This is a genomic window from Flavobacterium limicola (genome assembly GCF_003634755.1).
Taxonomy (GTDB): domain Bacteria; phylum Bacteroidota; class Bacteroidia; order Flavobacteriales; family Flavobacteriaceae; genus Flavobacterium; species Flavobacterium limicola.
On sequence record NZ_RBXA01000003.1, the window covers coordinates 416,466 to 440,618 of the forward strand.

A 24,153-nucleotide genomic window follows, 5' to 3' on the forward strand; every position below is an offset into this window, starting at 1 on the left:
ATCAATTAAAAATCACGAATTTTGATTTTGTAACTCAAAATTCATAACTCATAATTAAGATGTTTGTTCCATTTGAAAATTTACCCGAAGAATCTAAAATCTGGATTTATCAATCAAACAGAAAATTTTCGGATGCCGAGTTTTCTGAAATAGAAATAGCCTTGCAATCCTTTCTGGAAGGTTGGGCTGCGCATGGTACCAGTTTAGAATCTTCATACCAATTAAAATACAATCGATTTATAATTATTGCTGTAAATCAGGATGTACAAGCTGCTACAGGATGTTCCATTGACTCTTCTGTAGAATTTATTCAAAGTTTGGAACAAAAATATGCGGTTGATTTATTGGATAAAATGAATGTTACTTTCAAACTTGGTGAACATATTGCGCACAAGCCTTTGATTGATTTCAAGAAAATGGTAAAAGACAAAGCCGTTACTGAAAACACAATCGTTTTCAATAATTTGGTTAATAATATAGAAGAATATAATGAATCCTGGGAAGTTCCGGCCATCGATAGCTGGCATAGTCGCTTTTTTTAAACAAAACAGTTCAATGAGAAAAATAGGCATCAAAATTGTTTCATTTTATGTCTTAATTTTCTTTGCGGCTTCAAGTTGTGTTGGGACAAAAATTAATAAGAATAAAGTAATCGTTTCCAATGTTCCGTCCAAAAAAGAAAATTTGGACAGTATAAAATCTAGCAATATCCCTACACTTTTTGAATTATCTCCTCAAGGAAATAAATGGGTGGATAGTGTCTACGATGCTATGACTTTAGAGGAGAAATTTGGGCAATTATTTATGGTTGCCGCTTATTCTAATAAAGATACGGTACACTTCAACGATATTGATAAACTGATTCAGGAAAATAAAATTGGAGGATTAATTTTCTTTCAAGGTGGTCCTGTTCGTCAAGTGAAATTAACCAACCGTTTTCAATCGAAGTCAAAAATTCCCTTGTTTATTGGTAGTGATGCTGAATGGGGTTTGGGTATGCGATTGGATTCTACCTATCGTTATCCTTGGAATATGACACTTGGAGCCATCCAAGACATGAAATTATTGGAGAAAGTTGGTGTTCAAATGGGGGGACAAAGCAAACGATTGGGCTTGCAATTTAACTTTGCACCAGTTCTCGATATCAATACAAATCCCAGAAATCCCATCATAGGTTTTCGCTCTTTTGGCGAAGATAAATTCAAAGTTACTGAACGTGCCATTGCTTTAATGAAAGGCGTTCAGAGCCAAGGAATTTTTTCTACCGGAAAACATTTTCCAGGTCATGGCGATACTGAAACGGATTCTCATAAAGGCTTACCAACGATTAATTTTTCTAAAGAGAGATTATCAGACGTTGAGTTTTATCCTTATAAAAAAATGTTTCATGAAGGACTTTCGTCTGTTATGGTGGCGCATTTAAACATTCCTAGTTTAGAGCCAAGACCAAATTATCCTTCTTCGATTTCTTACAATGTGGTAACTAATATTCTTCAAAAAGAATTGGGATTTAAAGGGCTTATTTTTACTGATGCTTTGAATATGAAAAGTGTAAGTACCTTTAAATTACCAAGCGAAATTAATTTTGAAGCTTTTATGGCTGGAAATGATGTGCTGTTATTTCCTGAAGATGTTCCCGCTGCAATTGAGAAATTTCAACTTGCGTATTCCCTAAATTTATTTACTGATGAACGATTGGCTTTTTCGGTAAAGAAAATTCTAAAGTTCAAGTTCAAAGCCGGCTTGAATAGTTTCAAACCCATTGTAACAGATAATTTATACAACGATTTAAATGCATCCGAAAATGATGCTTTACACTATGAGTTGTATGAAAATGCAATTACGGTTCTAAAAAATACAGCAGCAGTTTTGCCAATAAAAAATTTGGACAAACAAAAAATAGCCTACGTAAAAATAGGAGATGACAACAATGATGCTTTTGTTGCGACTTTGAAAAAATACGCTGAAATAACTGTAATTGAAGATACTAATCTGGACAGTTTACAAGTTAAATTACTACCTTTCACAACTGTAATTATTGGATATCACAAATCAGATATTGCTTTTAGAAACGATGATTTAAAATCAGATGAATTATTTAAAATCAATTTTTTAGCCAAAAATAATAATGTAATTCTAGATGTTTTTGCAAAACCATATTCGTTATTACCCATTACAAATTTTGATGATTTCGAAGGATTGGTCGTTTCTTATCAAAATAGTACTATTGCACAAATAGTTTCTGCAGAACTAATTTTTGGTGCTATTGAAGCCAAAGGAAAATTACCGGTTTCTATTAATACAAGCTTTAAAGTAAATGATGGTTTAGCAACTGAAAAGTTAAATCGCTTAGGATTTACAACTCCTGAAAATGTGGGAATGAATGCTGAAATTTTATCAAAAATTGATGGTATCGCCAATAAAGCGATTAATGGTAAAATGACACCCGGAATTCAGGTTTTGGTAGCCAGAAAAGGAAAAGTTATTTATCAAAAATCATTCGGACATCATACGTATGATAAAACGATTAAAGTTCAAGATTCAGATATTTATGATGTTGCTTCGTTGACAAAAATTCTGGCTACGTTGCCCAATGTCATGTTGCAATACGATCAGCAAAAAATAAATTTGGAAACCACATTAGCAACAATGTCTCCTATTTTTAAAGATTCGAATAAGGCGAATATTAATTTTAAGGATTTATTGTCTCATTACGCGGGACTTGCTGCTGGAATTCCATTTTATAAAGAGACAATGGACAAATCTAAATTTCCTTCGGAAGTTTATTTTAGAAAAACCTCCGAAGAGCAGTTTTCTAAACGAATAACAGACAGTCTTTTTATAAGAAATGATTTTAGCGACACAATTATGAAAATGATTGTTAAGAGTAAGCTTTCATTGAAAAAAGAATACAAGTACAGCGATCTTACTTTTATGATTTTGAAGGATTATTTAGAAAAAACAACGGGTAAAAAACTCGATGTTTTGATTCAAGAGAATTTCTACCGATCACTCGGCATGAATAATTCAAGTTTCAATCCATTGGCTAAGTTTGATAAAAACAGAATTCCACCAACAGAAACAGATACGTATTTCCGTCATCAGCTTTTGCAAGGATATGTCAATGATTTATCAGCAGCTTTAGAAGGTGGAGTTTCGGGGCATGCAGGTGTTTTTTCAAATGCAATGGATGTGGCTAAAATAATGCAGCTATACTTGCAAAAAGGGAAGTATGGCAATCAGCAGTATTTTTCTGAAAAGACATTTGAAGATTTTAATACCTGTTATTTTTGTGCGGCAGGAAATAGGAGAGGTGTTGGCTTTGATAAACCACAATTGGGTGCAGAAGGACCTACGTGCGGTTGTGCATCGATGACCAGTTTTGGTCATACCGGTTATACAGGAACGATGGCTTGGGCTGATCCCGAAACGCAAATTGTTTATGTGTTTTTATCCAATAGAACTTTTCCAATTGCAGGCGAAAATAGATTGTCGAAAGAAAATATTCGGGAAGATATCCAGAAAGTGATTTATGAAGCGATTACAGATTGAGATTAACTATTTCGAGATCAGTTTTGGTTTAGAAATAAATGAGAATGGATGACTTTTCAAAAGTTAATTTTGTACTTTTAAAAGCTATAAAGTATCGTAATTATGGAGCTCAAACATAAAAATTGCGCTAGTCATCAAATAGTTTGTTGCTCATTGGAAGAAAATGCAAATACACCAATTAGTAAAGAAACGGGATGCTGTTCATTAGATAATGATCCTGAAAATCACGTTGGGCACGATCATGACCACGATCATTCAAATGGCAGTGAAGGAACCTTCAGAATGTTTTTACCTTCCATAATAAGTTCAGTAATACTAGCAATTGCTTTATTGTTTGATAATTATTTTCCACAATCCTGGTTTAGTGGCTGGATTCGAATTGTATGGTATGTCGTTGCCTATATTCCTGTAGGTTTCCCAGTGTTGCAAGAAGCTTTTCAAAGCATACGCAAGGGCGATATTTTTTCTGAATTTTTTTTAATGGGTCTTGCTACAGTTGGTGCTTTTGGTATCGGACAGTATGCTGAAGGTGTTACCGTAATGTTATTTTATGCCATTGGAGAATTATTCCAAATGTTAGCCGTGAAAAGAGCCAAATCGAGTATCAAATCTTTATTAGACCAAAGACCAGATTCTGCAAATGTTATTGAAGGATTTGAAACCATTTCGAAAAAAGCTTCGGATATTGTTATTGGAGAAATCATTCAGCTAAAACAAGGTGAAAAATTAGCTTTGGATGGAAAATTGCTGTCAGAACGTGCTACTTTCAATACGGCGGCTTTAACCGGAGAAAGCAAACCGGACACGAAGCAAGTGGGTGAAGCTGTTCTTGCTGGAATGATAAATCTTAATGCTGTTGCGCAGGTTGAAGTCACAGCTATTTTTAGTGACAGTAAATTGTCCAGAATTCTTGAAATGGTTCAGGAAGCCACAGCTAAAAAAGCTACAACCGAATTGTTTATTAGGAAATTCGCCAAAATATATACTCCAATAGTTGTTTTTCTGGCTATCGGAATTTGTTTGATTCCATTGTTATTTGTCGCTGATTATGTTTTTAAAGAGTGGCTGTACAAAGCCTTAATTTTCTTGGTGATTTCTTGTCCTTGTGCATTGGTCATTTCTATACCGTTAGGTTATTTTGGCGGAATTGGCGCAGCAAGTAAAAATGGGATTCTGATAAAAGGTTCTACGTTTCTAGATGTTTTGGCAACTATTCAAGTTGTGATTATGGATAAAACAGGAACATTGACAAAGGGCGTTTTTAAAGTTCAAAAAGTGGTAGCTGTTGGGATTTCGGAAGCTGATTTAGTAAAATATACGGCAGCGATCGAAACAAAATCTACTCATCCAGTAGGTTCTGCAATAATCGAATATGCAAAAGATAGTATTAAAGACACTGCTGTTACCGAGGTGAAAGAAATTGCGGGACATGGTATGAAAGGTCTGGTAGATGGGAAAGAAATTTTGGTTGGAAGTGCTAAATTGATGAAAAAATTTAATATTAGTTATGATTCTGAAATTGATACGATTCCATTTACAATTATTGTGGTTGCCATCAATGAAAAATATGCAGGTTATTTCCTTATTGCCGATGAGATTAAAGAGGATGCAAAAGAAGCAATCCAGAGTTTACATAAATTAAACATCAAAACGATACTGCTTTCTGGAGACAATCAGACAATAGTTTCGCTTGTCGCCAAAGAGTTGAACATTGATCAGGCATATGGTGATTTACTACCAGAAGATAAAGTTCAAAAAGTTTCAGAACTCAAGCAACAGAATTTAAAGTTAATATTTGCAGGAGATGGTGTAAATGATGCTCCTGTAATTGCTTTGGCTGATGTAGGAATCGCGATGGGTGCTTTAGGAAGTGACGCAACTATTGAAACTGCCGATGTAGTGATTCAAAACGATCAGCCTACTAAGATTTTCACAGCAATAAATATTGGTAAAAAGACAAAACAAATTGTTTGGCAAAATATTGGTTTAGCATTTTCGGTTAAAGCAATCGTTTTAGTAATGGGTGCAGGAGGATTGGCTACAATGTGGGAGGCTGTTTTTGCTGATGTTGGTGTAGCTTTATTAGCAATTTTAAATGCTGTCAGAATTCAACGAATGAAATTTTAATTTTGAAACTATTTAACTTAAATTTCCATTAACCCATCCCAATTTTTATTAATTTCGTTTTATTAAAATACATACATGAAAATTGCAATAGTTTGTTATCCTACCTTTGGAGGTAGTGGTGTTGTCGCTACAGAATTAGGTCTTGAATTAGCAAGACGTGGTCACGAAATACATTTTATAACCTATAGTCAACCAGTGCGTTTGGCACTTTTAAATGCTAATGTGCATTATCACGAAGTAAATGTGCCTGAATACCCATTGTTCCATTATCAGCCTTATGAATTGGCCTTATCAAGCAAACTCGTGGATATGGTGAAACTATATAAAATTGAATTGCTGCACGTTCATTACGCCATCCCTCATGCTTATGCAGGTTATATGGCAAAGCAAATGCTGAAAGATGAAGGGATTGATATCCCAATGATTACCACTTTGCACGGAACGGACATTACTTTAGTGGGAAATCATCCATTTTATAAACCTGCAGTGACTTTCAGTATAAATAAATCTGATTTTGTTACTTCAGTTTCCCAAAGTTTGAAAGACGATACGCTAAAATTATTTAATATAAAAAAGGAGATTGAGGTCATCCCTAATTTTATAGAATTGGACAAAAACGTTAACGATCCTAGCATTGCTTGTCATCGTTCGGTTATGGCTAAGGAAAACGAAAGAATTATTACGCATATTAGTAATTTTAGAAAAGTAAAACGAATTCCAGATGTGATTAAAATATTCTATAATATTCAAAAAGAGATTCCGGCTAAATTAATGATGGTTGGTGATGGACCAGAAAAAGAAAAAGCAGAATACTTGTGTCAGGAATTAGGTATTCTGGACAAAGTAATCTTTTTTGGGAATAGCAACGAAATTGATAAAATATTGAGTTATACTGATTTATTCTTGTTGCCATCTGAAACCGAAAGTTTTGGGCTTGCCGCTTTAGAAGCCATGGCTTGGAAAGTACCCGTGATTTCCAGTAATTCAGGAGGATTACCCGAAGTAAATTTTGATGGTTTTTCAGGTTATTTGAGTGATGTGGGTAATACGGATGAAATGGCTCAAAATGCACTTAAAATTCTAAAAGACGATGCAACTCTTTCTAAGTTCAAAGAAAATGCTTTGTCTGTTGCTGAAAAATTTGATATTAAAAAGATTTTACCGCTCTATGAAGAATTGTACAAAAAAGCTATTAATAAATACCAATAGAATTATCAGTTTTATTAATATTAAAAAGCGAAATGAGCTTTTCAAGCTATCCAATTAATTTAAAAAAAGAACAATGAAAAAAGTTATTCTGTCAGTATTAACGCTAGCTTTAGCTTCTTGTGGAGCTACTTCTTCGAAAAGTTCGGATGCAAATAAATTATATGAAGTGCTGACCCAACAAACGAATGGTGGCGCAAGTATTCGTTTTTTTGAGATTCTTTCTGAACCAAACGAAATTAAAATGCTGCAGAATGATGAAAATTTGAAAAATAAGATTAGTTCTGATGATGTTAAGAATGCTAATTTTATTGTTTTGAATATGGGAGAGAAAACAACGGGAGGTTACGCCATTGGAATTCAGAATGTAGTTGAGACAGATAAAAATATAATAATAACTGTTAAAGAAGTTAATCCGGAACCCGGAAGTATGGTAACGCAAGCTTTTACCGCTCCTTTTTGTGTAGTCAAAATCAATTCTAAAAAAGAGATTATTATAAAATAAAAAAAAATAGGCTGTTCGTTATGAACAGCCTATTTTATGTGAATTTCTAATAAATATTAGAATTGGTATCTAAGACCTAATGCGATATCAGAACCATAATTATTTTCGTAATATCCATTTCCTCCAAACTCAGGTCTGAAATCTAAAGAGATTAACAATGGAATGTCAAAATTATATTCAATACCGATATCTCCAGCAGCAAATACAAAAGTATCATTAAATGATTCGTTGTTGTTGTCATAACTGTAGCTACCTACACCACCACCAACACCTGCATACCAGTTGAAACCACCATCGATGTTCCAAACCCATTGGTATAAAGCAGCTAGTTTTATAGCGTTGTCATCATAACCATTATTGTTGTAATTACTTCTATTTCTCCAACCTAAATCAAGCTCAAGTCTATTGTTGCTTCCTAATGCTCTTTGGTAAGAAAGTTCTCCACCAAAACCATTATTTCCACCTAGACGTAAACCTAATGCATTTTTTGAAATATCCTGTGCTTGTGCTGTAAATGCTAATCCAATTAGCATTATTGCTGATAAAATAATTTTTTTCATAAGTAAATTTTTATAGGAACAAAGATATGGTTAAGTTCAACATGAAGCTTATAAAATTTTAATGAAAAGTTATATAATTTACACTTTTGTATAATCTTTAAGTTTTTAATAACTAAAATTAATATAAAGTATGCTATTTAAAAAATTATTGATGCAATACCCTGATTACTCAAAATATCTTCCATTTCAAAAAGATTTTCCTCTTCAGTAGTATAATTGGATTCTGAGTAACGAAATAATTTCCATCGTTTTCTATTGTATTCTAATGCGGTCAAATTTTCAACCCAGTCTCCAGAATTCAAATACATAGTAGTACCATTTTTATTTTCTTTCCGAATCATTTTGGGTTCATGAATGTGGCCACAAATTACATAATCATATTTTTTTTCGATAGCCAATTCAGTTGCCGTTTCTTCAAAATCAGAAATGTGTTTCACGGCCTTTTTTACACTTGCTTTTATTTTTTTAGAAAACGAGTAGGGTTCTTTTCCTATTTTTAATAAACACCAGTTTACAAATCGATTTGAAAGTATCAGATAATCATATCCTAATCCGCCTAATTTTGCAATCCATTTTGAATGTTGTACGGATGCATCAAAAACATCACCATGAAATACCCATGCTTTTTGATCATCGAGATTCAATACCAATTTGTCAACCAGTGCAAAATTACCCATGTTCATGTCGCTAAACTTCCGGAGCATTTCATCATGATTACCTGTGATGTAGTAAACCTTTGTTCCTTTGGATGCTAAACTTATAATTTTTTGTATAACTTTTAAATGTGCTTTTGGAAAATAGGATTTTCGAAACTGCCATACATCTATAATATCACCATTTAATACTAACGTTTTAGGTTTTATGGAAGATAAATAATTATAAAGTTCTTTAGCATGGCTTCCAAAAGTTCCCAGATGTACATCTGAAATCACCACTAACTCTACTTTTCGTTTTTTCAAGGTATTTAAATTTGAAGTTTACCAAATTAATAGAATTATTAGCAATAGAAATGGAATTAAAGGTTAAGAAATCTAATACAAGATTAATTTAATAACAATAAATGTGAAATGTTTCTTAAAACTTTACCCTGAAATGTCTGGATAAACTTTTGAACTTTAAACTAAAATGGTACTTTTGTTTAAAACGAATTATAATGGCAGGAAATAGCTACGGAACATTATTTAGGATAACAACTTTTGGAGAATCTCATGGGGACGCTTTAGGCGGAATAATAGACGGTTGTCCTCCTGGAATCACAATAGATTTAGAAGCGATTCAATTCGAAATGTCACGAAGAAAGCCGGGTCAATCTGCTATAGTTACCCAACGTAAAGAACCGGATGATGTACAATTTCTCTCTGGAATTTTTGAAGGAAAAACTACAGGAACTCCAATAGGTTTTATTATTCCTAATACTAATCAAAAATCAGACGATTACTCCCATATAAAAGATAATTACAGACCCAGTCATGCCGATTACGTATATGAAAAAAAATACGGAGTTCGTGATTATCGTGGCGGAGGTCGCAGCTCTGCACGTGAAACGGCAAGTAGAGTAGTTGCGGGAGCCGTTGCTAAACAAATGTTGCCAGAAATCAAAATCAATGCTTACGTATCATCTGTAGGACCAATTTTTTTAGATAAATCGTATCAGGAATTGGATTTTTCTAAAACTGAAAATAATCCGGTTCGCTGTCCTGATGAAGAAGCAGCAGTAATCATGGAGGAGTACATACGTGATATTCGCAAACAAGGTGATACAGTAGGAGGAACCGTTACATGTGTGATTCAAAATGTACCTATTGGTCTGGGAGAACCAGTTTTTGACAAACTTCATGCGGAACTTGGTAAAGCAATGCTCTCCATAAACGCCGTAAAAGGATTTGAATTTGGAAGTGGTTTTGATGGAGCTAAGATGAAAGGTAGTGAGCATAATGATTTATACAACATTGATGGAACTACTAAAACTAATCTTTCAGGCGGAATTCAAGGTGGTATCAGCAACGGAATGGATATTTATTTCCGAGTTGCTTTCAAACCTGTGGCAACAATCATGCAAAAACAAGAGTTGTTAGACAATAAAGGCAATATTACTGAAATGACTGGAAAAGGACGTCATGATCCTTGTGTTGTTCCGCGTGCTGTACCTATTGTTGAAGCAATGGCAGCCATTGTATTAGCTGATTTTTATTTGATAAACAAAACATATTAATACTAATTTTTGGAGCTTTTCGTGTTTTTACATTATCGTTTCGCAAAAAAAGATATAGTTGAATCAGGACCAGTCCTATAAACAAATAACCAATTTAATGAATACCAATACAACTAAAAAGCCATCTTTTTTTTCAGGATTAACCGGTCAAATATTAATAGCTATGGTTTTAGGTGCCATTTTAGGCATCATAATTCATAATTCAATTACTGTAGAAGCAGCACAATCATTTAGTGCCAAAATTAAAATACTCGCTACCGTATTTATTAGATTAGTTCAAATGATTATTTCACCATTAGTTTTTACCACTCTTGTTGTGGGAATTGCTAAACTGGGTGACATCAAAGCAGTAGGAAGAATAGGAGGAAAAGCAATGGGCTGGTTCTTTACAGCTTCATTCATCTCTTTATTATTGGGGATGTTTTTTGTAAATATATTAGAGCCTGGAGTTGGTCTTAATTTATCAAATGTTGATTTAGAATCTGTTTCAGAGGTAACGGCAAAAACACAAAATATTTCATTTGAAAACTTTATTGAGCATATTGTCCCAAAAAGTATTTTTGAAGCAATGGCAACTAATGAAATTTTACAAATTGTGATTTTCTCCATTTTCTTTGGTCTGGCGGCAGCATCTTTAGGAGATTATGTAAAACCAGTAATCAATGCATTGGATAAAACATCGCATATTGTACTTAAAATGGTAAATTATGTAATGAAGTTTGCTCCAATAGGAGTTTTCGGAGCTATTGCAGGAGTTTTTGCAGTAAGAGATTTTCAGGAATTAGCGATTACCTATTTTAAATTTTTTGGTTCGTTCTTAATTGGAATTTCGTCAATTTGGCTAGTATTGATACTGATAGGGTATATTTTTCTTAAAAGTAGAATGACAGTTCTTCTTAAAAGAATCGTAGGGCCAATAATTATTGCTTTTGGAACAACAAGTAGTGAGGCCGTTTTTCCAAAACTCACGGAAGAACTAGAGCGTTTTGGTGTAAAAGACAGAATTGTTTCTTTTATGTTGCCATTAGGATATTCTTTTAATTTGGATGGAAGCATGATGTATATGACTTTTGCAAGTATTTTTATTGCACAAGCATACGGCATTGATTTAGATTTAGGTACACAAATGACAATGCTTTTAGTTCTGATGCTTACCAGCAAAGGAATTGCTGGTGTACCAAGAGCAAGTTTAGTAGTTGTAGCTGCTACTTGTGGCATGTTTGATATTCCAATTGAAGGAATCGCTTTAATTTTACCAATAGATCATTTTTGTGATATGTTTCGTAGCGCAACTAATGTTTTAGGAAATGCTTTGGCAACATCAGTAGTAGGACAATGGGAAGGTGATGATAAAAATGAAGATACAATTGCTGAATAGTTAAAAAAAATCGGTAGTAAATAGTATAGTAAACCTGTTCAATTATTTGAACAGGTTTTTTTGTGTTTTTAATGGTATCTGAATTCTATTTTAATTTTAATATTTATCCTATTTTTTTATTAATAAAATGTATATTTGATAAACTTTAATTGGTTATGTATCAGATACGTATTGTTTTGTTTGTGTTGTTACTGTTAAATTCTTTAAGCGATAATTTATTTGCTCAGACAAAATTATTTTCTAAAAAAGAAATTAGAAAATTAACGGATCAAGCTTCACAATATTTAAAGGATGCTAATTTTGAAAAATCCTTGGAGAGTTCCAAACTCGCATTGCATCACTCTATTTCTACCAATAATAGTTATTACACAACCATATCCTATAATACAATTGCAGCTAATTATGCTGAACTGGCCGAATTTGATAAAGCTATTTTTTTTTATAACAAAGGGTTATTCTACGCTAATAGAACTAATAATGATACTTTAAAACATCATATAAATAATAATTTAGGTAATATATATTGCTTTGAAAAAAAACAATATGAAAAAGGAATAAATTATTATAAAAATTCCCTTACGTACAGCCAAAAAAATGCTGATACAAGTCAAATTTTTCTAACCAAACTTAATATTGCTTGGGCATATTTTGATATTGGTAATTTTCAAAAAGGATATCCAAGTTTAGAGTTCGTCAATAAATATGATAGTAAATATGGTGATCAAAACACTGCTGGGGCTATAAATATGCTGAACGGAATGTACTATGGCTATAAAGGAAATGATGAAAAAGCGACTACCTATTTTTTGAATGCTATAAAATTTGGAAAGGAAGCAAACCAGAAATCAGATTTATCCTTTGCACACCTCGAATATTTTAAATATTTATTAATTAAAGGAGATTATAAAAAGGCTTATGAAAACCTCTCGAACTATAATAAAATTACAGAAGAACTTTATAATAAAGAAAAATTAGAGAAAGCAAATGTTGCTGGAATAAATGTTGAATTAGACGAATACAAAAGAGAGATTGATAAAATTGAAAATGAAAAGGACATTCAACTTCAAAGTTTAGAAAAATCTAAAATGATAGTTTTGTTGTTTATAGTAATTTTTATAGTGTTGTTGTTGCTAATTTATACGTTATTCAGGAATAATAATTTCAAGAAAAAAACGAATGCAGAGCTTTCTAAGACGAATAAAGAGCTCATAATTGCTAAAGAAAAAGCTGAAGAAGTCTCTGTGTTAAAATCACAATTTGTCTCTACTATAAGTCATGAATTACGGACACCTCTATATGGTGTTGTAGGAATTACAAATATGCTTCTTGATGAACACAAAGAATTAGCGGATAGTCCGCATTTGAGTTCGCTTAAATTTTCTGCCAGATATTTATTGTCACTTGTGAATGATATTCTTCAAATTAATAAAATTGAAGATAACAGAATTATTCTTGAAAATTTGACTTTTAATATTTCAGATGAAATTAATATGATCAAAAATTCACTTTCTTTCTTAGCTAAAAATAATAATAATTTTATTTTAGTAAATATCGATCCTGCAGTTCCGGAATATTTAATAGGAGATAAGTTAAGACTCTCCCAAATCATCATGAATCTCGTTAGTAATGCATTGAAATTTACTAATAATGGAGAAGTAATTATAAATGTAAATTTAGAAAAAATAGAGAATAAATCTCATTTTATAGAATTTAAAATTAAGGATAACGGTATAGGAATTGCATCAGCTGATCAAGATAAGATTTTTGATAAATTTGTGCAGGTTGGTAGAAAAGAAACCGACTATCAAGGAACTGGTCTTGGACTTTCTATCGTAAAACAATTGTTAGGATTATTTAATAGTTCTATTGCTCTTCAAAGCGCTACTGGAAAGGGAACAGAATTCAAATTTGTAATTGCATTTGAATTTAATCCTGATAAAACCTATGAGCTTATCAATAACATACAAGTAAACATGAATGCTACTCAAATTATCAATGTTTTAGTAGTTGAGGATAATCATATAAATCAGTTAGTGACTAAAAAGACCATCGAAAAGAATAACTATAAATGCAGCGTTGTTGATAATGGATACGCTGCCTTAGAGATATTAGATAAAGAAAGTTTCGATTTAATCTTGATGGATATCAATATGCCTCTAATAAATGGTTTTGAAACTACCAGAAAAATTCGGCTTAAAGGGATTAATATTCCAATTGTGGCTTTAACTGCGTTTGACAAATCAGAAATAACTGAAGAGTCAATTTCAGCAGGTATCAATGATATTATAATAAAACCTTTTGATTCGGTCAAATTATTTAAAATAATCAATATTTTAGTGTCAAAAAATTAAAGAATTGTTTGTTTACACTTTTGGGTAGTGATGATTAATTTTTTTAATAAGTATTTTTTAACTTAGAGATTAATTTTAAAAATAGTTAAGCCTTTAAAACTAAATGATCAGTTTTAAAGGCTCAGCTGTTTTTATTTTATGGCAATAGTTTTATTGGCTCTTTTCTTAATTCCTTCTTTTTTCGCAATTGTAACATGGAGAATTCCATCTTTGTAACTTGCTTCTATTTTATTTTCATCAATGTATTCAGGCAACGTGAAAGATCTTAAAAAAGATTGATAATTAAATTCTTTTCTAACATAATTATCTTTTTTTCTTGTTTCTTCTTTTTGTTCTTCTTTCTCTGAAGAAATTGTAAGCATGTTATTGTCAATTTCAACTTTGAAATCTTCTTTTTTCATACCAGGAACAGCCATATCAACTTCTAATTTATCATCTGTTTCTTTTAAATTCACAGAAGGTAAATTACTGCCAATCGCCGTAAAATTTTTATCTGACCAATCAAAAATATCTTTGGTAGATAAAAAATCATCAAAAAAGGTATTCACTGACGGGAATAAACCACCGTTTCTTTTAACTAAAGTTTCCATAAGTTTTAATTTTAAAGGTTTTAAATAATTATAATCAAATTTAATGATATTATTTGTTTTAAAACAATTTTAAGTAATTAAAACGTTGATAATTAGGATATTAACGTCAAACGGTATATTTTTGTTAAAGTTAAAAAGAGCTTTCTTACAGAAGCTTTATTTGTAATAAATAGAATTAGTACCAGCGTTTTTTATTCTGTTTAGAAACTTCTGATTTTCTGGATTTATGTGCTCCACCGCTTCTGTTGGAGTTTTTTTGAGTTGCACCAGGTGCAGTTTCCGGACTACCTGAATGCCAACCGTACGGATGATCACTTACTATTTTTACATCCACTTTTATTAATTTTTGAATGTCTTTCCAATACTGATGCTCATCTTTGCTGCAAAAAGAAATTGAAATACCTTCATTTCCGGCACGACCGGTTCTACCTATTCTATGCACATAAGTTTCTGGAATATTTGGTAAATCAAAATTAATGACAAATGGCAATTGGTCAATATCAATTCCTCTAGCTGCAATATCAGTAGCTACTAAAACATTGACTTCTTTGTTTTTGAACCCTTCTAAAACGCGTTGTCTTGCATTCTGAGACTTATCTCCATGAATAGCTTCGGCTGCAATATCGTGTTTTCGCAATGCTTTTACGACATTGTCAGCTCCATGTTTCGTTCTTGAAAAAACCAAAACATTAGACAGATTTTCATTTTTTATTAAATGATATAGTAAATTTCTTTTTTCTGCCTTTTCAACAAAATAAACACGTTGTTCTACATTTTCAGCAGTTGATGAAACTGGAGAAACGGTAACTGTTGCAGGATCTTTTAGAAACATTTCGGCCAATTCTCTTATGGCCATTGGCATTGTTGCTGAGAAAAAAAGTGTTTGTCTGTTATTAGGGGTCAATTTCACAATTTTTTTGACGTCATTAACAAATCCCATATCAAGCATTTGATCGGCCTCATCTAGCACCAAAGTGTGTAAATGGTCTAAATCGATAAAACCTTGTTTGACTAAGTCTAGCAAACGTCCCGGAGTTGCAATCAGGATATCAATTCCTTTTTTTAGCATCTCTACTTGCGGCACTTGTGAAACTCCTCCAAAAATAGTCAGTTGAACTAAATTTGTATATTTTCCATATTGGTCAAAATTCTGGCCAATTTGGACGGCTAATTCTCTTGTAGGTGTAATAATCAGGGCACGGATTGGACTTGCTTTTTTTGATGAACCCACAATTCTATGCAATTGATGAATAATAGGGATGGCAAAAGCAGCAGTTTTTCCGGTACCGGTTTGAGCGCAACCAATCATATCTCTTCCTGATAAAACGATTGGAATAGCTTGTTCTTGTATTGGAGTTGCTTCTAAATAGCCTTGTTCAAATACGGCTTTTTGTATACTTTTTGAAAGTGGTAAATCTTCGAATAACATATTTTTGATATTAAAAATCTTGTATTAGGTACATAGATAGTACTGCAAAGATAGTATTAATATTTTTGATGACTGTTTATATGATATTCAGGATTCGAATTTATAGATTGTAAACAGAAAAAGGTATTAATAGATCAGATTTAGGGATTATTTGATTTAATGAAATCAGTAATAAGATAGCCAATAAGTTTACCTATTAAATGATTGTTTTTTTCTTCTCCTAAATCGGGAGCGCCTTCACAAATGTGCAGGTAGGTAGCATTTTTGTTTTTTGCAAAAAACGAAATAAACTGGCGAAGTTGCTCAACTGAAAAACCGCTCATTGTCATGGCACTGCATGCAATATTTGGAATGGCATCCAAGTCAATTTCAATTCCGAAAAAGTCATCATTTATAAATTCTAAAGCATTGGCCATTTCTAAATCAAATTCTTTTTCTTTTCGAATGTTTACGCTATCATAGGTATTAAAACGTACGCGATCTTCTATTTTTTTAATGATATCTAAAACACTTTTAGAAGTGTAATTTTCGTGTAAACCAAAAATAAAATATTTTTTCAAAAAACCTTCTTCATAAGCATATGAAAAACCATTACCGCTGTGCCTTCCTTCAAGAATTCTAAAATCAGAATGAGCGTCAAAATTGATGGCATTTATGGGTTTACCTTTGGCTAGAGCTGATCCTTTTATATTGCCGTAGGAGTTGTTGTGTCCGCCACCGATAACAATAGGAGTTTTTCCTAGTTTTACAAGATTAAAAATGATATGAGAAACATCTTTATCTATTTTATCGACTAATTGGCTTAATTTAGAACGATCATTACTATCATTAAAATCTAAATTTTGAACCTCTTTCATTGCTTCACTCACATCTAACTGACCCAAGATAATTAGCTGGCTTCCTTTGCAAAAACGATTGTGCTGAATGTTAGCAATACTTTTTATGGAACTATCCCATGCAGAAGCCGTTCCAGGTCTTCCAAAATTTGCTCTTACGCCAATATCTTCCGGTATTCCAAATAAGACATATTTTGCTTCGCAAGTTTTTAAAAACTCAATAGTATCTGTCTCTTTTGGAACGGTTATCATTTTTTCTCCAAATTTTATTTCACCACTTCTGTGGTTCGTAATTTTTGCAAGATCATTGATTGTAAACGGGATAATTTTTTCCATTAAAAAAAATATTTTTCCCAAAAATAATATAATTGCATCAACTGACGTTATAACGTGGTTATATATTGTTAAATTTGTAAAAAATAAATTAAATACAAGATGGAAAATCAAAAAAGCAGTTCAAGTCTTAAAGCAGTCGTAGCGATATTAGCTATTTTATTAGTGGGAAGTTTAGTTTATATTTTTAAAATGACCTCCGATGCTGATGTAGTAAAAACAGAATTGAAAACGACATTAACTGAAAAAGAATCAGTTATGAAAGATTTGCAAGAATTAAAATCAACTTATGATGCTGCCATTGCAGAAAATACATCTATGTCTGATGAGTTAATTCAAGAAAGAGATAAAGTGGTGAACTTAATGTCTGATTTAAACAAATCTAAAGGAGATGTTGCTTCAATGTCTAAGTATAGAACACAATTCATTTCTTTACAAGGGAATATGAAAGTTTTAATTGCAGAAAATGAAGGATTGAAAAAACAAAATACAACTTTAACTACACAACGTGATAGTACAGCAGTAGTATTAGGAGAATCTAAAAAATACAATGAAGCATTAGTTGGGCAAAATGAAGAATTAGCAAAAGCAGTTGAAATTGGTTCGAAATTAACAGTTTTAAACACAAGAGGATCGGCTTTTAAATTAAGAAGTTCTGGAAAACAAATTGAAACAGACAAAGCGAGCAGAGCAGATGTTCTTAGAGTTAGTTTTACAATTCCTGAAAATCCGATTGCAAAATCTGGTGAAAAAATGTATTACGTTCAAGTAATTGATAGTAAAAACAATGTTTTAGGAGACAAAAAAACACAGACTTTTGGAGATAATACCTTAACCTACAGTTTTACAACGGTTGTTCAATATGAAAATAAAACTGTTCAGGTAACTCAAGATCTTAAAGGGAAAGATTTTGCTAAAGGAACTTATTATATCAATATTTTTGATACTGATATATTGGTTTCTAAAACAAGTTTTATCTTAAGATAATCATCCAAAAAATATGCATAAAAAAAGAGGAACATTAATGTTCCTTTTTTTATGCAAAAATTTCACCTTCTAAAAGTACAGTTTCAATTAGATTACTACCAAAAGCATAAGGAATTTGATAGTAGGAGGGAATGGGTTTCGTGATAATTAGATTTGCTTTTTTGCCAATGGTGATGCTTCCGAGAGTTTCAGAAATTCCCATGGCATAAGCTCCATTTATTGTGGCGGCATTTATGGCTTCTTCGGGAGTCATTTTCATTTTGATGCAAGCAGTTGCTACAACAAAATTCATATTTCCGGATGGAGTAGAACCCGGATTGTAATCCGTTGCGAGAGCGAGAGGAAGTCCTGCCGCGATCATTGCTCGTGCTGGAGTGAAAGGAATACTCAAAAAATAAGAGCAAGAAGGTAATGCGACAGGCATCGTCTCCGTATTTTTCAAAGCTTCAATATCTTCCGGTTTCATAACTTCTAGATGATCTACGGAAAGCGCATTGTATTTTATTCCCGCTTGAATTCCGCCAATAGAGTTAAATTGATTAACGTGAATTTTTGGCTTTAAGCCAAATTTAATTCCGGCTTCCATAATTTGTTGGGTTTCTTCAACCGTAAAGTAGCCTGTTTCACAAAATGCATCTATGAAATCTGCCAGTTTATTTTCTGCAATTTCAGGAAGCATTTCATTGATGATTAAATCAATATATCCTTGTTGGTTTTCTTTAAACTCTAATGGAAAAGCATGAGCACCTAAAAAAGTTGCTTTAATGGTAACAGGATAATTTTGAGCTAATCGCTTTATCACACGAAGCATTTTCAATTCTCCATCCAACGTCAATCCGTATCCTGATTTGATTTCTACTGCTCCGGTTCCCAAACGCATGACTTCTTCCAGTCGTGCTTTGGATTGCTGGTAGATTTCTTCTTCCGAAGTTTCGTTCAGTTTTTTAGCTGAATTTAGGATTCCACCGCCACGATTAGCGATTTCTTCATAAGTCAAACCATTGATTCGATCTACAAATTCCTGTTCCCGATTTCCCGCATACACAATATGTGTATGACTGTCACACCAAGATGGTAAAACTATTTTTCCGTCTGCATCAATGCACTTTTCTGGATTTATGTTAGGCAAATCCTCCATATAACCAAAATCAGCAATAAGTCCATTTTTAAGTGCTAAATAGGCATTTTTGATAGTGGGTAGAACCGCCATTTCAGCACCCGATACTTTCAAAATTGAAGAATCCCGAACCTGAAGCAACTCTTTAATATTGATGATTAATGTTGTCATTTTATATGATAATTATTCAGAAACTTTGATTTCAAACATTTTGTCCCAATTTTTACCGGTTACAAAAATGGTTTTTGTTTTAGGGTTGTAGGCAATTCCGTTTAGGACATCCGTATCAGGTAATTGGGTTATTTTTTTCTTCAAATCAGCAAGATTAATAATTGCTTCAACCGCTCCATTTTTTGGATTGATGACAGCAATAGCATCTTTTTGATACACATTTCCATAAATTTTCCCGTCAATCCATTCGAGTTCGTTAACTGCTTTTATTTTTGTTTCAAAGGAATACACGTTCAAGTAATCTACTTCTTTAAATGTGGTTGGGTCAATAATCCAAATTTTTTCGGTTCCGTCGGATTGGTATAAATATTTACCGTCATTAGTCAATCCCCAACCTTCAATAGGTTTGAAATAGGTAAACGTTTTTTCTTTTTTGAAAGTATCTGCGTCATAAACGTACCCTTCATTATTTTGCCAAGTTAATTGGTAAACTTTGTTATTCAGAATCGTAATTCCTTCACCAAAATAGTTATCAGCCAATTCCACTTTTTTATAAACTTCTCCAGTTTTATAATTTGTTTTTCTTAAGCTGGAAATCCCTTTTTTTCCGGTACTGTTTCCAGAACCGTTTCCTGTTCCTTCATAAAGCGTGTCTCGGTAAAATTCTAGTCCTTGCGTATACGCTTGAATATCGTGTGGATATGTATTTACGATGGTGTATTTTAATAATTTTGGCTGAATATCAGAAACTAATTCTACTCTAGCGGTAGCTTCTGAGTTCTGTCCTTCATAATATACTAAAGCTTTTAGGTTTTGATATCCCAATTTTTGATCTTTCAATTCAAAAGATAATTTGTCAACTCCTTTTTTTGAACCAATTTTTTTGTCATTTACATAGTAGACAACACTGTCAATAGTTTTGGAATTGGAGTTCAAAATTTCCAAAGAAAGCGCTTCCTGTGGTTTATATTGTTCCTTAAATTTGGAATTATCAAAGGCGAATAAAGTATTTTCACCTTTTTTTGTTTCGTTGCAACTTGCTAAGGTGATTCCTAATAAAATGACAGATAGGAAGTTATAATTTTTCATGATTTGTTTTTTTTGTTGTACCAATATACAATGTTATTTTTAATGATTAAAGCTCTTGTAAAAATATAAAAAGATTGTATATTTGCACCGGCAAGTCCTACACGACCAGCTCCTGCAGACTCCCCCAGGATGGGAACATAGCAAGGGTACGTGGTTGAGCGGTGCGATGTAGGTCGCTTGCCATTTTTTTATTACAAAAGTAGTCTTCCTTCGGGAGGATTTTTTTATTTTTGGACCTTTCGTATCATAAACATCAATAATCATGAATAAAGTAGTTCTAATTACAGGAGGTTCTTCAGGAATAGGAAAATCTATTGGAGAGTTTTTGCATCATAAAGGTTTTGTTGTGTATGGAACCAGCAGGAATCCGGAACGAGTTTTGAATTCGGTGTTCCCTTTAGTGGCTTTAGATGTCCGGGATGCAGATTCGATTCATGCGGCTGTTGCCAAAGTGATTTCGATCTCCGGAAGATTAGATGTTGTCATTAACAACGCTGGTGTTGGGATTACGGGACCATTGGAAGAAATTCCGATGCATGAAATCAAGAATAATTTTGAGACCAATCTTTTTGGTCCAATTGAAGTAATGAAAGCAGTGTTGCCACAAATGCGTACGCAAAAATCAGGATTAATCATCAATGTGACTTCAATTGCGGCTTATATGGGTTTGCCGTATCGAAGTGTTTATTGTGCTTCGAAAGGGGCGTTAGAACTCATAACAGAAGCGATGCGTATGGAAGTGAAGTCGTTTGGTGTTCATATTACCAATGTGGCTCCGGGTGATTTTGCCACAAATATAGCTTCTGGACGTTATCATGCTCCGGTTCTAAAGGGTTCTGCTTATGAAACTCCGTACGGAAATTCATTAAAAACTATGGATGAACATGTGGACAGCGGTAGTAATCCGAATGAAATGGCTGAAGCGGTTTATAAGATTATTCAAACTCCGAAACCTAAAATTCATTATAAAGTAGGGGCTTTTATGCAAAAGTTCTCTATTGTTTTGAAAAGGGTCTTACCAGATAAAGTGTATGAAAAAATGCTGATGAACCATTATAAGTTGTAATTTTGCACCTAATTTGCGTGAAGGATTGCAGCGGCATCCCTCGCTTTTTAGCGAGGATACAGCGAAAAGCCTGACCCTTGTGGTCACGCCCAAATAATGAACACACAATTAAATATATAAATACTATGAAATTTTTTATTGACACGGCTAATTTAGCTCAAATTAAGGAAGCACAAGCATTAGGCGTTTTGGATGGAGTTACAACCAATCCATCATTGATGGCAAAAGAAGGAATTACTGGAAAAAACAGTATTTTGAAGCATTATGTAGATATTTGTAATCTGGTTGATGGTGATGTAAGTGCAGAAGTGAATGCTTTGGATTACGACGGAATGATTAAAGAAGGTGAAGAATTAGCTGATTTGCACGAGCAAATCGTGGTAAAATTGCCTATGACTAAAGAAGGAGTTATGGCTGCTAAATATTTCTCTGATAAAGGAATAAAAACGAATGTGACTTTAGTATTTTCTGCAGGACAGGCTTTATTGGCTGCTAAAGCTGGAGCTACTTATGTTTCTCCGTTTATTGGTCGTTTAGATGATGTATCTACAGACGGTTTGGCTTTGATTGAAGAAATCAGATTGATTTACGATAACTACGGGTACGAAACTCAAATTCTTGCTGCTTCAGTTCGTCACACGATGCATATTGTAAACTGTGCAAAAATTGGTGCTGATGTAATGACTGGACCATTATCTGCTATTTATGGTTTGTTGAAACACCCATTGACTGATATTGGATTGGCACAGTTTGTTGCTGATTTCGAGAAAGGAAATAAATAAAAATTTTTCAGTGAGCAGTTTTTAGTCTCAGTGAATTAAATAAAAAAATCCCATCAACCGAGGTTGATGGGATTTTTTAGTTGGTTTGGTTTTGGTTAGTTTGTGTTGGAATTAGTGTCCTCCACCAACTTCTATTTCTTTTCCGATTCCTTGTTTTTCAAGAATTCGAATTACTTTCCATCCGTAGAACGCGATGAATGCAAAACATAAAACAGGAATAAAATAAGAAGTATGAATTCCAATTATATCTGCTAATTTTCCTTGTAATGGCGGAATAATTCCACCACCTAGAATCATCATTACTAAAAAGGCAGATCCTTGAGAAGTATATTTTCCTAAACCTGCAATTGCTAATGAGAAAATAGAAGGCCACATAATACTTAAGAATAATCCACCGCTCATAAAAGCAAAAATAGCGATCGTTCCAGTAGTGAATAATCCAATAAGCATAGCTGTCATTCCCATTATACCAAAAATCATTAAAGTTCTTGAAGGTTGGTCTTTTCCTAAAAAGAAACCAGCGATTTGGAACAAAATTACAAATGCGTACGCGTATAAAGGCGTTACATCTTGTCCGGAAATGGCGTTAGCAGTTAAAACAACTCCAAATGCTACATAAGGAACAACGATAAGTAAAATTTTCTTTAATTGTGATGATGGGTTGAAAACCGTAATGGCTCCTGCCCAACGTCCAATCATCAAACTTCCCCAATACATAGACATATATGGCGCTAAAGCAGGTCCTGAAATCGAACCAAAATCAGCGGTTACCAATAATTCACCAAGGTTACTTCCTATAGTTACTTCGACACCTACATAAGCGAAAAGGGCTAACATCCCTAAAACTAATTGTGGGTATTTCATTGCTCCCCATCCTTCAGGATTTTTTTGAGCAGTCGTATTAGCAAATAATAATCCGATAACGACCACTAACAGGGTAGAAACTGTTAAGGCTAATCCTAAATAATCTTTTTCTTTATTCTCAATAAAACGAGTGATAAATTCAGCGTCTTCGTAACGAGAAAAGATATAAGCAAAAATGGCAACCAAAATTACAGTGATGGCAATCAAGGTCTGCATTGCTTTATTAGCTGTTTCAAAAGTAGAATCACTTTTTCCAGCCGGTAACTTTTTAGAAAAATGGAATAAGGCTGCTGCCAATAAAAACAGCCCTCCTACAAATACATACAAGATTCTCATTGAATCCAATGAATCTGGTTTTTGAGCAAATTCTTCAATATTTACACCTGCAATTACTCCAAATAAGGCTATTGAAACAACTATTGGTCCTATTGTGGTTCCCAATGAATTTATACCTCCTGCAAGATTCAGTCTGCTTGATGCAGAATGTGGTTCACCAAGCGAAGCTGCAAAAGGCTGCGCCGATGTTTGTTGTAATGAAAAACCAAGTGCAACTATAAATAAGGCGCCTAGAATGAATAAATAGCTTCCTTGTGTTACTGCCAATATCATAAGTACAGCTCCAAATGTACTAATCAATAATCCGTAAATAATTCCTTTTTTGAATCCCCAACCGTTAAGAATATCTTTCTTAGCGATGCTGCTAAAAATGAACAGGAGTAACGCTCCTATATAGTAAGCACCATAAAAAGCAAAATCGATAAGTTGACTTTGAAATTGGTCTAAGCCAAATTTAGCTTTGCAAAATGGAATGAAAATCCCGTTTGAAGCTCCAATAAAACCCCAAAAGAAAAATACGGTGATGAGCGTATAAAGCGCGGAATTATTAGACTTTGTTTGTTCTGAATTCATAAATACAAATTGGTTAATGATTAGTGTTAAATGCTTTTTATTGCTGTAATACCGTAAATATATTTGTTAACTAAATTAAAAAAAAATAA

At 33.0% G+C, this 24,153-nt stretch carries 19 protein-coding genes and 1 other RNA gene; 12 read left to right on the top strand and 8 right to left on the bottom strand.

Annotation, left to right across the window (positions count from 1 at the left end):
- Positions 1 to 59: 59 nt before the first annotated feature.
- The 5 genes from BC952_RS11815 (at position 60) to BC952_RS11835 (ending at position 7,390) form a co-directional block, all read left to right on the top strand.
- Positions 60 to 542, top strand: a complete 483-nt coding sequence (locus BC952_RS11815; protein WP_121365839.1) for an ABC transporter ATPase — start codon at positions 60 to 62, stop codon at positions 540 to 542.
- 13 nt (positions 543 to 555) lie between these two features.
- On the top strand, positions 556 to 3,552 hold the full coding sequence (locus tag BC952_RS11820) for a serine hydrolase domain-containing protein (RefSeq protein WP_121365840.1): 2,997 nt from the start codon (positions 556 to 558) through the stop codon (positions 3,550 to 3,552).
- A 102-nt stretch (positions 3,553 to 3,654) separates the two neighbouring features.
- A complete protein-coding gene (locus BC952_RS11825) occupies positions 3,655 to 5,679 on the top strand; it encodes a heavy metal translocating P-type ATPase (protein WP_121365841.1) in 2,025 nt (674 codons plus the stop codon).
- 75 nt (positions 5,680 to 5,754) lie between these two features.
- A complete protein-coding gene (bshA, locus tag BC952_RS11830) occupies positions 5,755 to 6,888 on the top strand; it encodes an N-acetyl-alpha-D-glucosaminyl L-malate synthase BshA (protein ID WP_121365842.1) in 1,134 nt (377 codons plus the stop codon).
- A 73-nt stretch (positions 6,889 to 6,961) separates the two neighbouring features.
- The gene (locus tag BC952_RS11835) at positions 6,962 to 7,390 is read left to right on the top strand and encodes a protease complex subunit PrcB family protein (protein WP_121365843.1); all 429 of its coding nucleotides are present in this window, start codon (positions 6,962 to 6,964) and stop codon (positions 7,388 to 7,390) included.
- A gap of 56 nt (positions 7,391 to 7,446) precedes the next feature.
- Here BC952_RS11835 and BC952_RS11840 read toward each other — a convergent pair whose 3' ends face one another.
- The gene (locus tag BC952_RS11840) at positions 7,447 to 7,950 is read right to left on the bottom strand and encodes a hypothetical protein (protein WP_091168496.1); all 504 of its coding nucleotides are present in this window, start codon (positions 7,948 to 7,950) and stop codon (positions 7,447 to 7,449) included.
- A gap of 137 nt (positions 7,951 to 8,087) precedes the next feature.
- The gene (locus BC952_RS11845; protein WP_121365844.1) at positions 8,088 to 8,909 is read right to left on the bottom strand and encodes a UDP-2,3-diacylglucosamine diphosphatase; all 822 of its coding nucleotides are present in this window, start codon (positions 8,907 to 8,909) and stop codon (positions 8,088 to 8,090) included.
- 194 nt (positions 8,910 to 9,103) lie between these two features.
- Here BC952_RS11845 and aroC point away from each other — a divergent pair, with 194 nt between their 5' ends.
- From aroC to BC952_RS11860, 3 genes are all read left to right on the top strand, one after another.
- Complete coding sequence (gene aroC / locus BC952_RS11850; RefSeq protein WP_121365845.1) at positions 9,104 to 10,162, top strand: chorismate synthase; 1,059 nt, start codon at positions 9,104 to 9,106, stop codon at positions 10,160 to 10,162.
- Between the two features lie 97 nt (positions 10,163 to 10,259).
- Positions 10,260 to 11,540 (top strand): dicarboxylate/amino acid:cation symporter, encoded by a 1,281-nt coding sequence (locus tag BC952_RS11855; protein WP_167445773.1) that lies wholly within the window; start codon positions 10,260 to 10,262, stop codon positions 11,538 to 11,540.
- 155 nt (positions 11,541 to 11,695) lie between these two features.
- Positions 11,696 to 13,891, top strand: coding sequence for a response regulator (locus BC952_RS11860; RefSeq protein WP_121365846.1), 2,196 nt, complete (start codon positions 11,696 to 11,698; stop codon positions 13,889 to 13,891).
- Between the two features lie 131 nt (positions 13,892 to 14,022).
- On the opposite strand, the gene BC952_RS11865 is transcribed toward BC952_RS11860, so the two are convergent.
- The 3 genes from BC952_RS11865 to BC952_RS11875 all read right to left on the bottom strand — a co-directional run bounded on the left by BC952_RS11865 (position 14,023) and on the right by BC952_RS11875 (position 17,082).
- Positions 14,023 to 14,481 carry an Hsp20/alpha crystallin family protein gene (locus tag BC952_RS11865; RefSeq protein ID WP_121365847.1) on the bottom strand — a complete coding sequence of 153 codons (459 nt, stop codon included), beginning with the start codon at positions 14,479 to 14,481 and terminating at the stop codon, positions 14,023 to 14,025.
- Between the two features lie 175 nt (positions 14,482 to 14,656).
- On the bottom strand, positions 14,657 to 15,910 hold the full coding sequence (locus BC952_RS11870) for a DEAD/DEAH box helicase (protein ID WP_091168517.1): 1,254 nt from the start codon (positions 15,908 to 15,910) through the stop codon (positions 14,657 to 14,659).
- 140 nt (positions 15,911 to 16,050) lie between these two features.
- Positions 16,051 to 17,082: a formimidoylglutamase gene (locus BC952_RS11875; protein ID WP_121365848.1), complete on the bottom strand. Its 1,032-nt coding sequence runs from the start codon at positions 17,080 to 17,082 to the stop codon at positions 16,051 to 16,053.
- Between the two features lie 99 nt (positions 17,083 to 17,181).
- On the opposite strand from BC952_RS11875, the gene BC952_RS11880 reads away from it, so the two are divergent.
- On the top strand, positions 17,182 to 18,066 hold the full coding sequence (locus BC952_RS11880; protein ID WP_121365849.1) for a hypothetical protein: 885 nt from the start codon (positions 17,182 to 17,184) through the stop codon (positions 18,064 to 18,066).
- A 49-nt stretch (positions 18,067 to 18,115) separates the two neighbouring features.
- Here BC952_RS11880 and hutI read toward each other — a convergent pair whose 3' ends face one another.
- Positions 18,116 to 19,354 (bottom strand): imidazolonepropionase, encoded by a 1,239-nt coding sequence (gene hutI, locus BC952_RS11885; RefSeq protein ID WP_121365850.1) that lies wholly within the window; start codon positions 19,352 to 19,354, stop codon positions 18,116 to 18,118.
- 12 nt (positions 19,355 to 19,366) lie between these two features.
- Positions 19,367 to 20,443: a glutaminyl-peptide cyclotransferase gene (locus BC952_RS11890; RefSeq protein ID WP_121365851.1), complete on the bottom strand. Its 1,077-nt coding sequence runs from the start codon at positions 20,441 to 20,443 to the stop codon at positions 19,367 to 19,369.
- Between the two features lie 88 nt (positions 20,444 to 20,531).
- On the opposite strand from BC952_RS11890, the gene ffs reads away from it, so the two are divergent.
- The 3 genes from ffs to fsa all read left to right on the top strand — a co-directional run bounded on the left by ffs (position 20,532) and on the right by fsa (position 22,291).
- Positions 20,532 to 20,629, top strand: an RNA gene (gene ffs / locus BC952_RS11895) — signal recognition particle sRNA small type.
- A 76-nt stretch (positions 20,630 to 20,705) separates the two neighbouring features.
- Positions 20,706 to 21,509: an SDR family oxidoreductase gene (locus tag BC952_RS11900; protein ID WP_121365852.1), complete on the top strand. Its 804-nt coding sequence runs from the start codon at positions 20,706 to 20,708 to the stop codon at positions 21,507 to 21,509.
- 125 nt (positions 21,510 to 21,634) lie between these two features.
- Positions 21,635 to 22,291, top strand: coding sequence for a fructose-6-phosphate aldolase (fsa, locus tag BC952_RS11905; RefSeq protein WP_073353076.1), 657 nt, complete (start codon positions 21,635 to 21,637; stop codon positions 22,289 to 22,291).
- Between the two features lie 111 nt (positions 22,292 to 22,402).
- On the opposite strand, the gene BC952_RS11910 is transcribed toward fsa, so the two are convergent.
- Entirely contained in the window at positions 22,403 to 24,064 is a 1,662-nt protein-coding gene (locus tag BC952_RS11910; protein ID WP_121365853.1) for an MFS transporter, read from the bottom strand.
- Between the last annotated feature and the right edge of the window lie 89 nt (positions 24,065 to 24,153).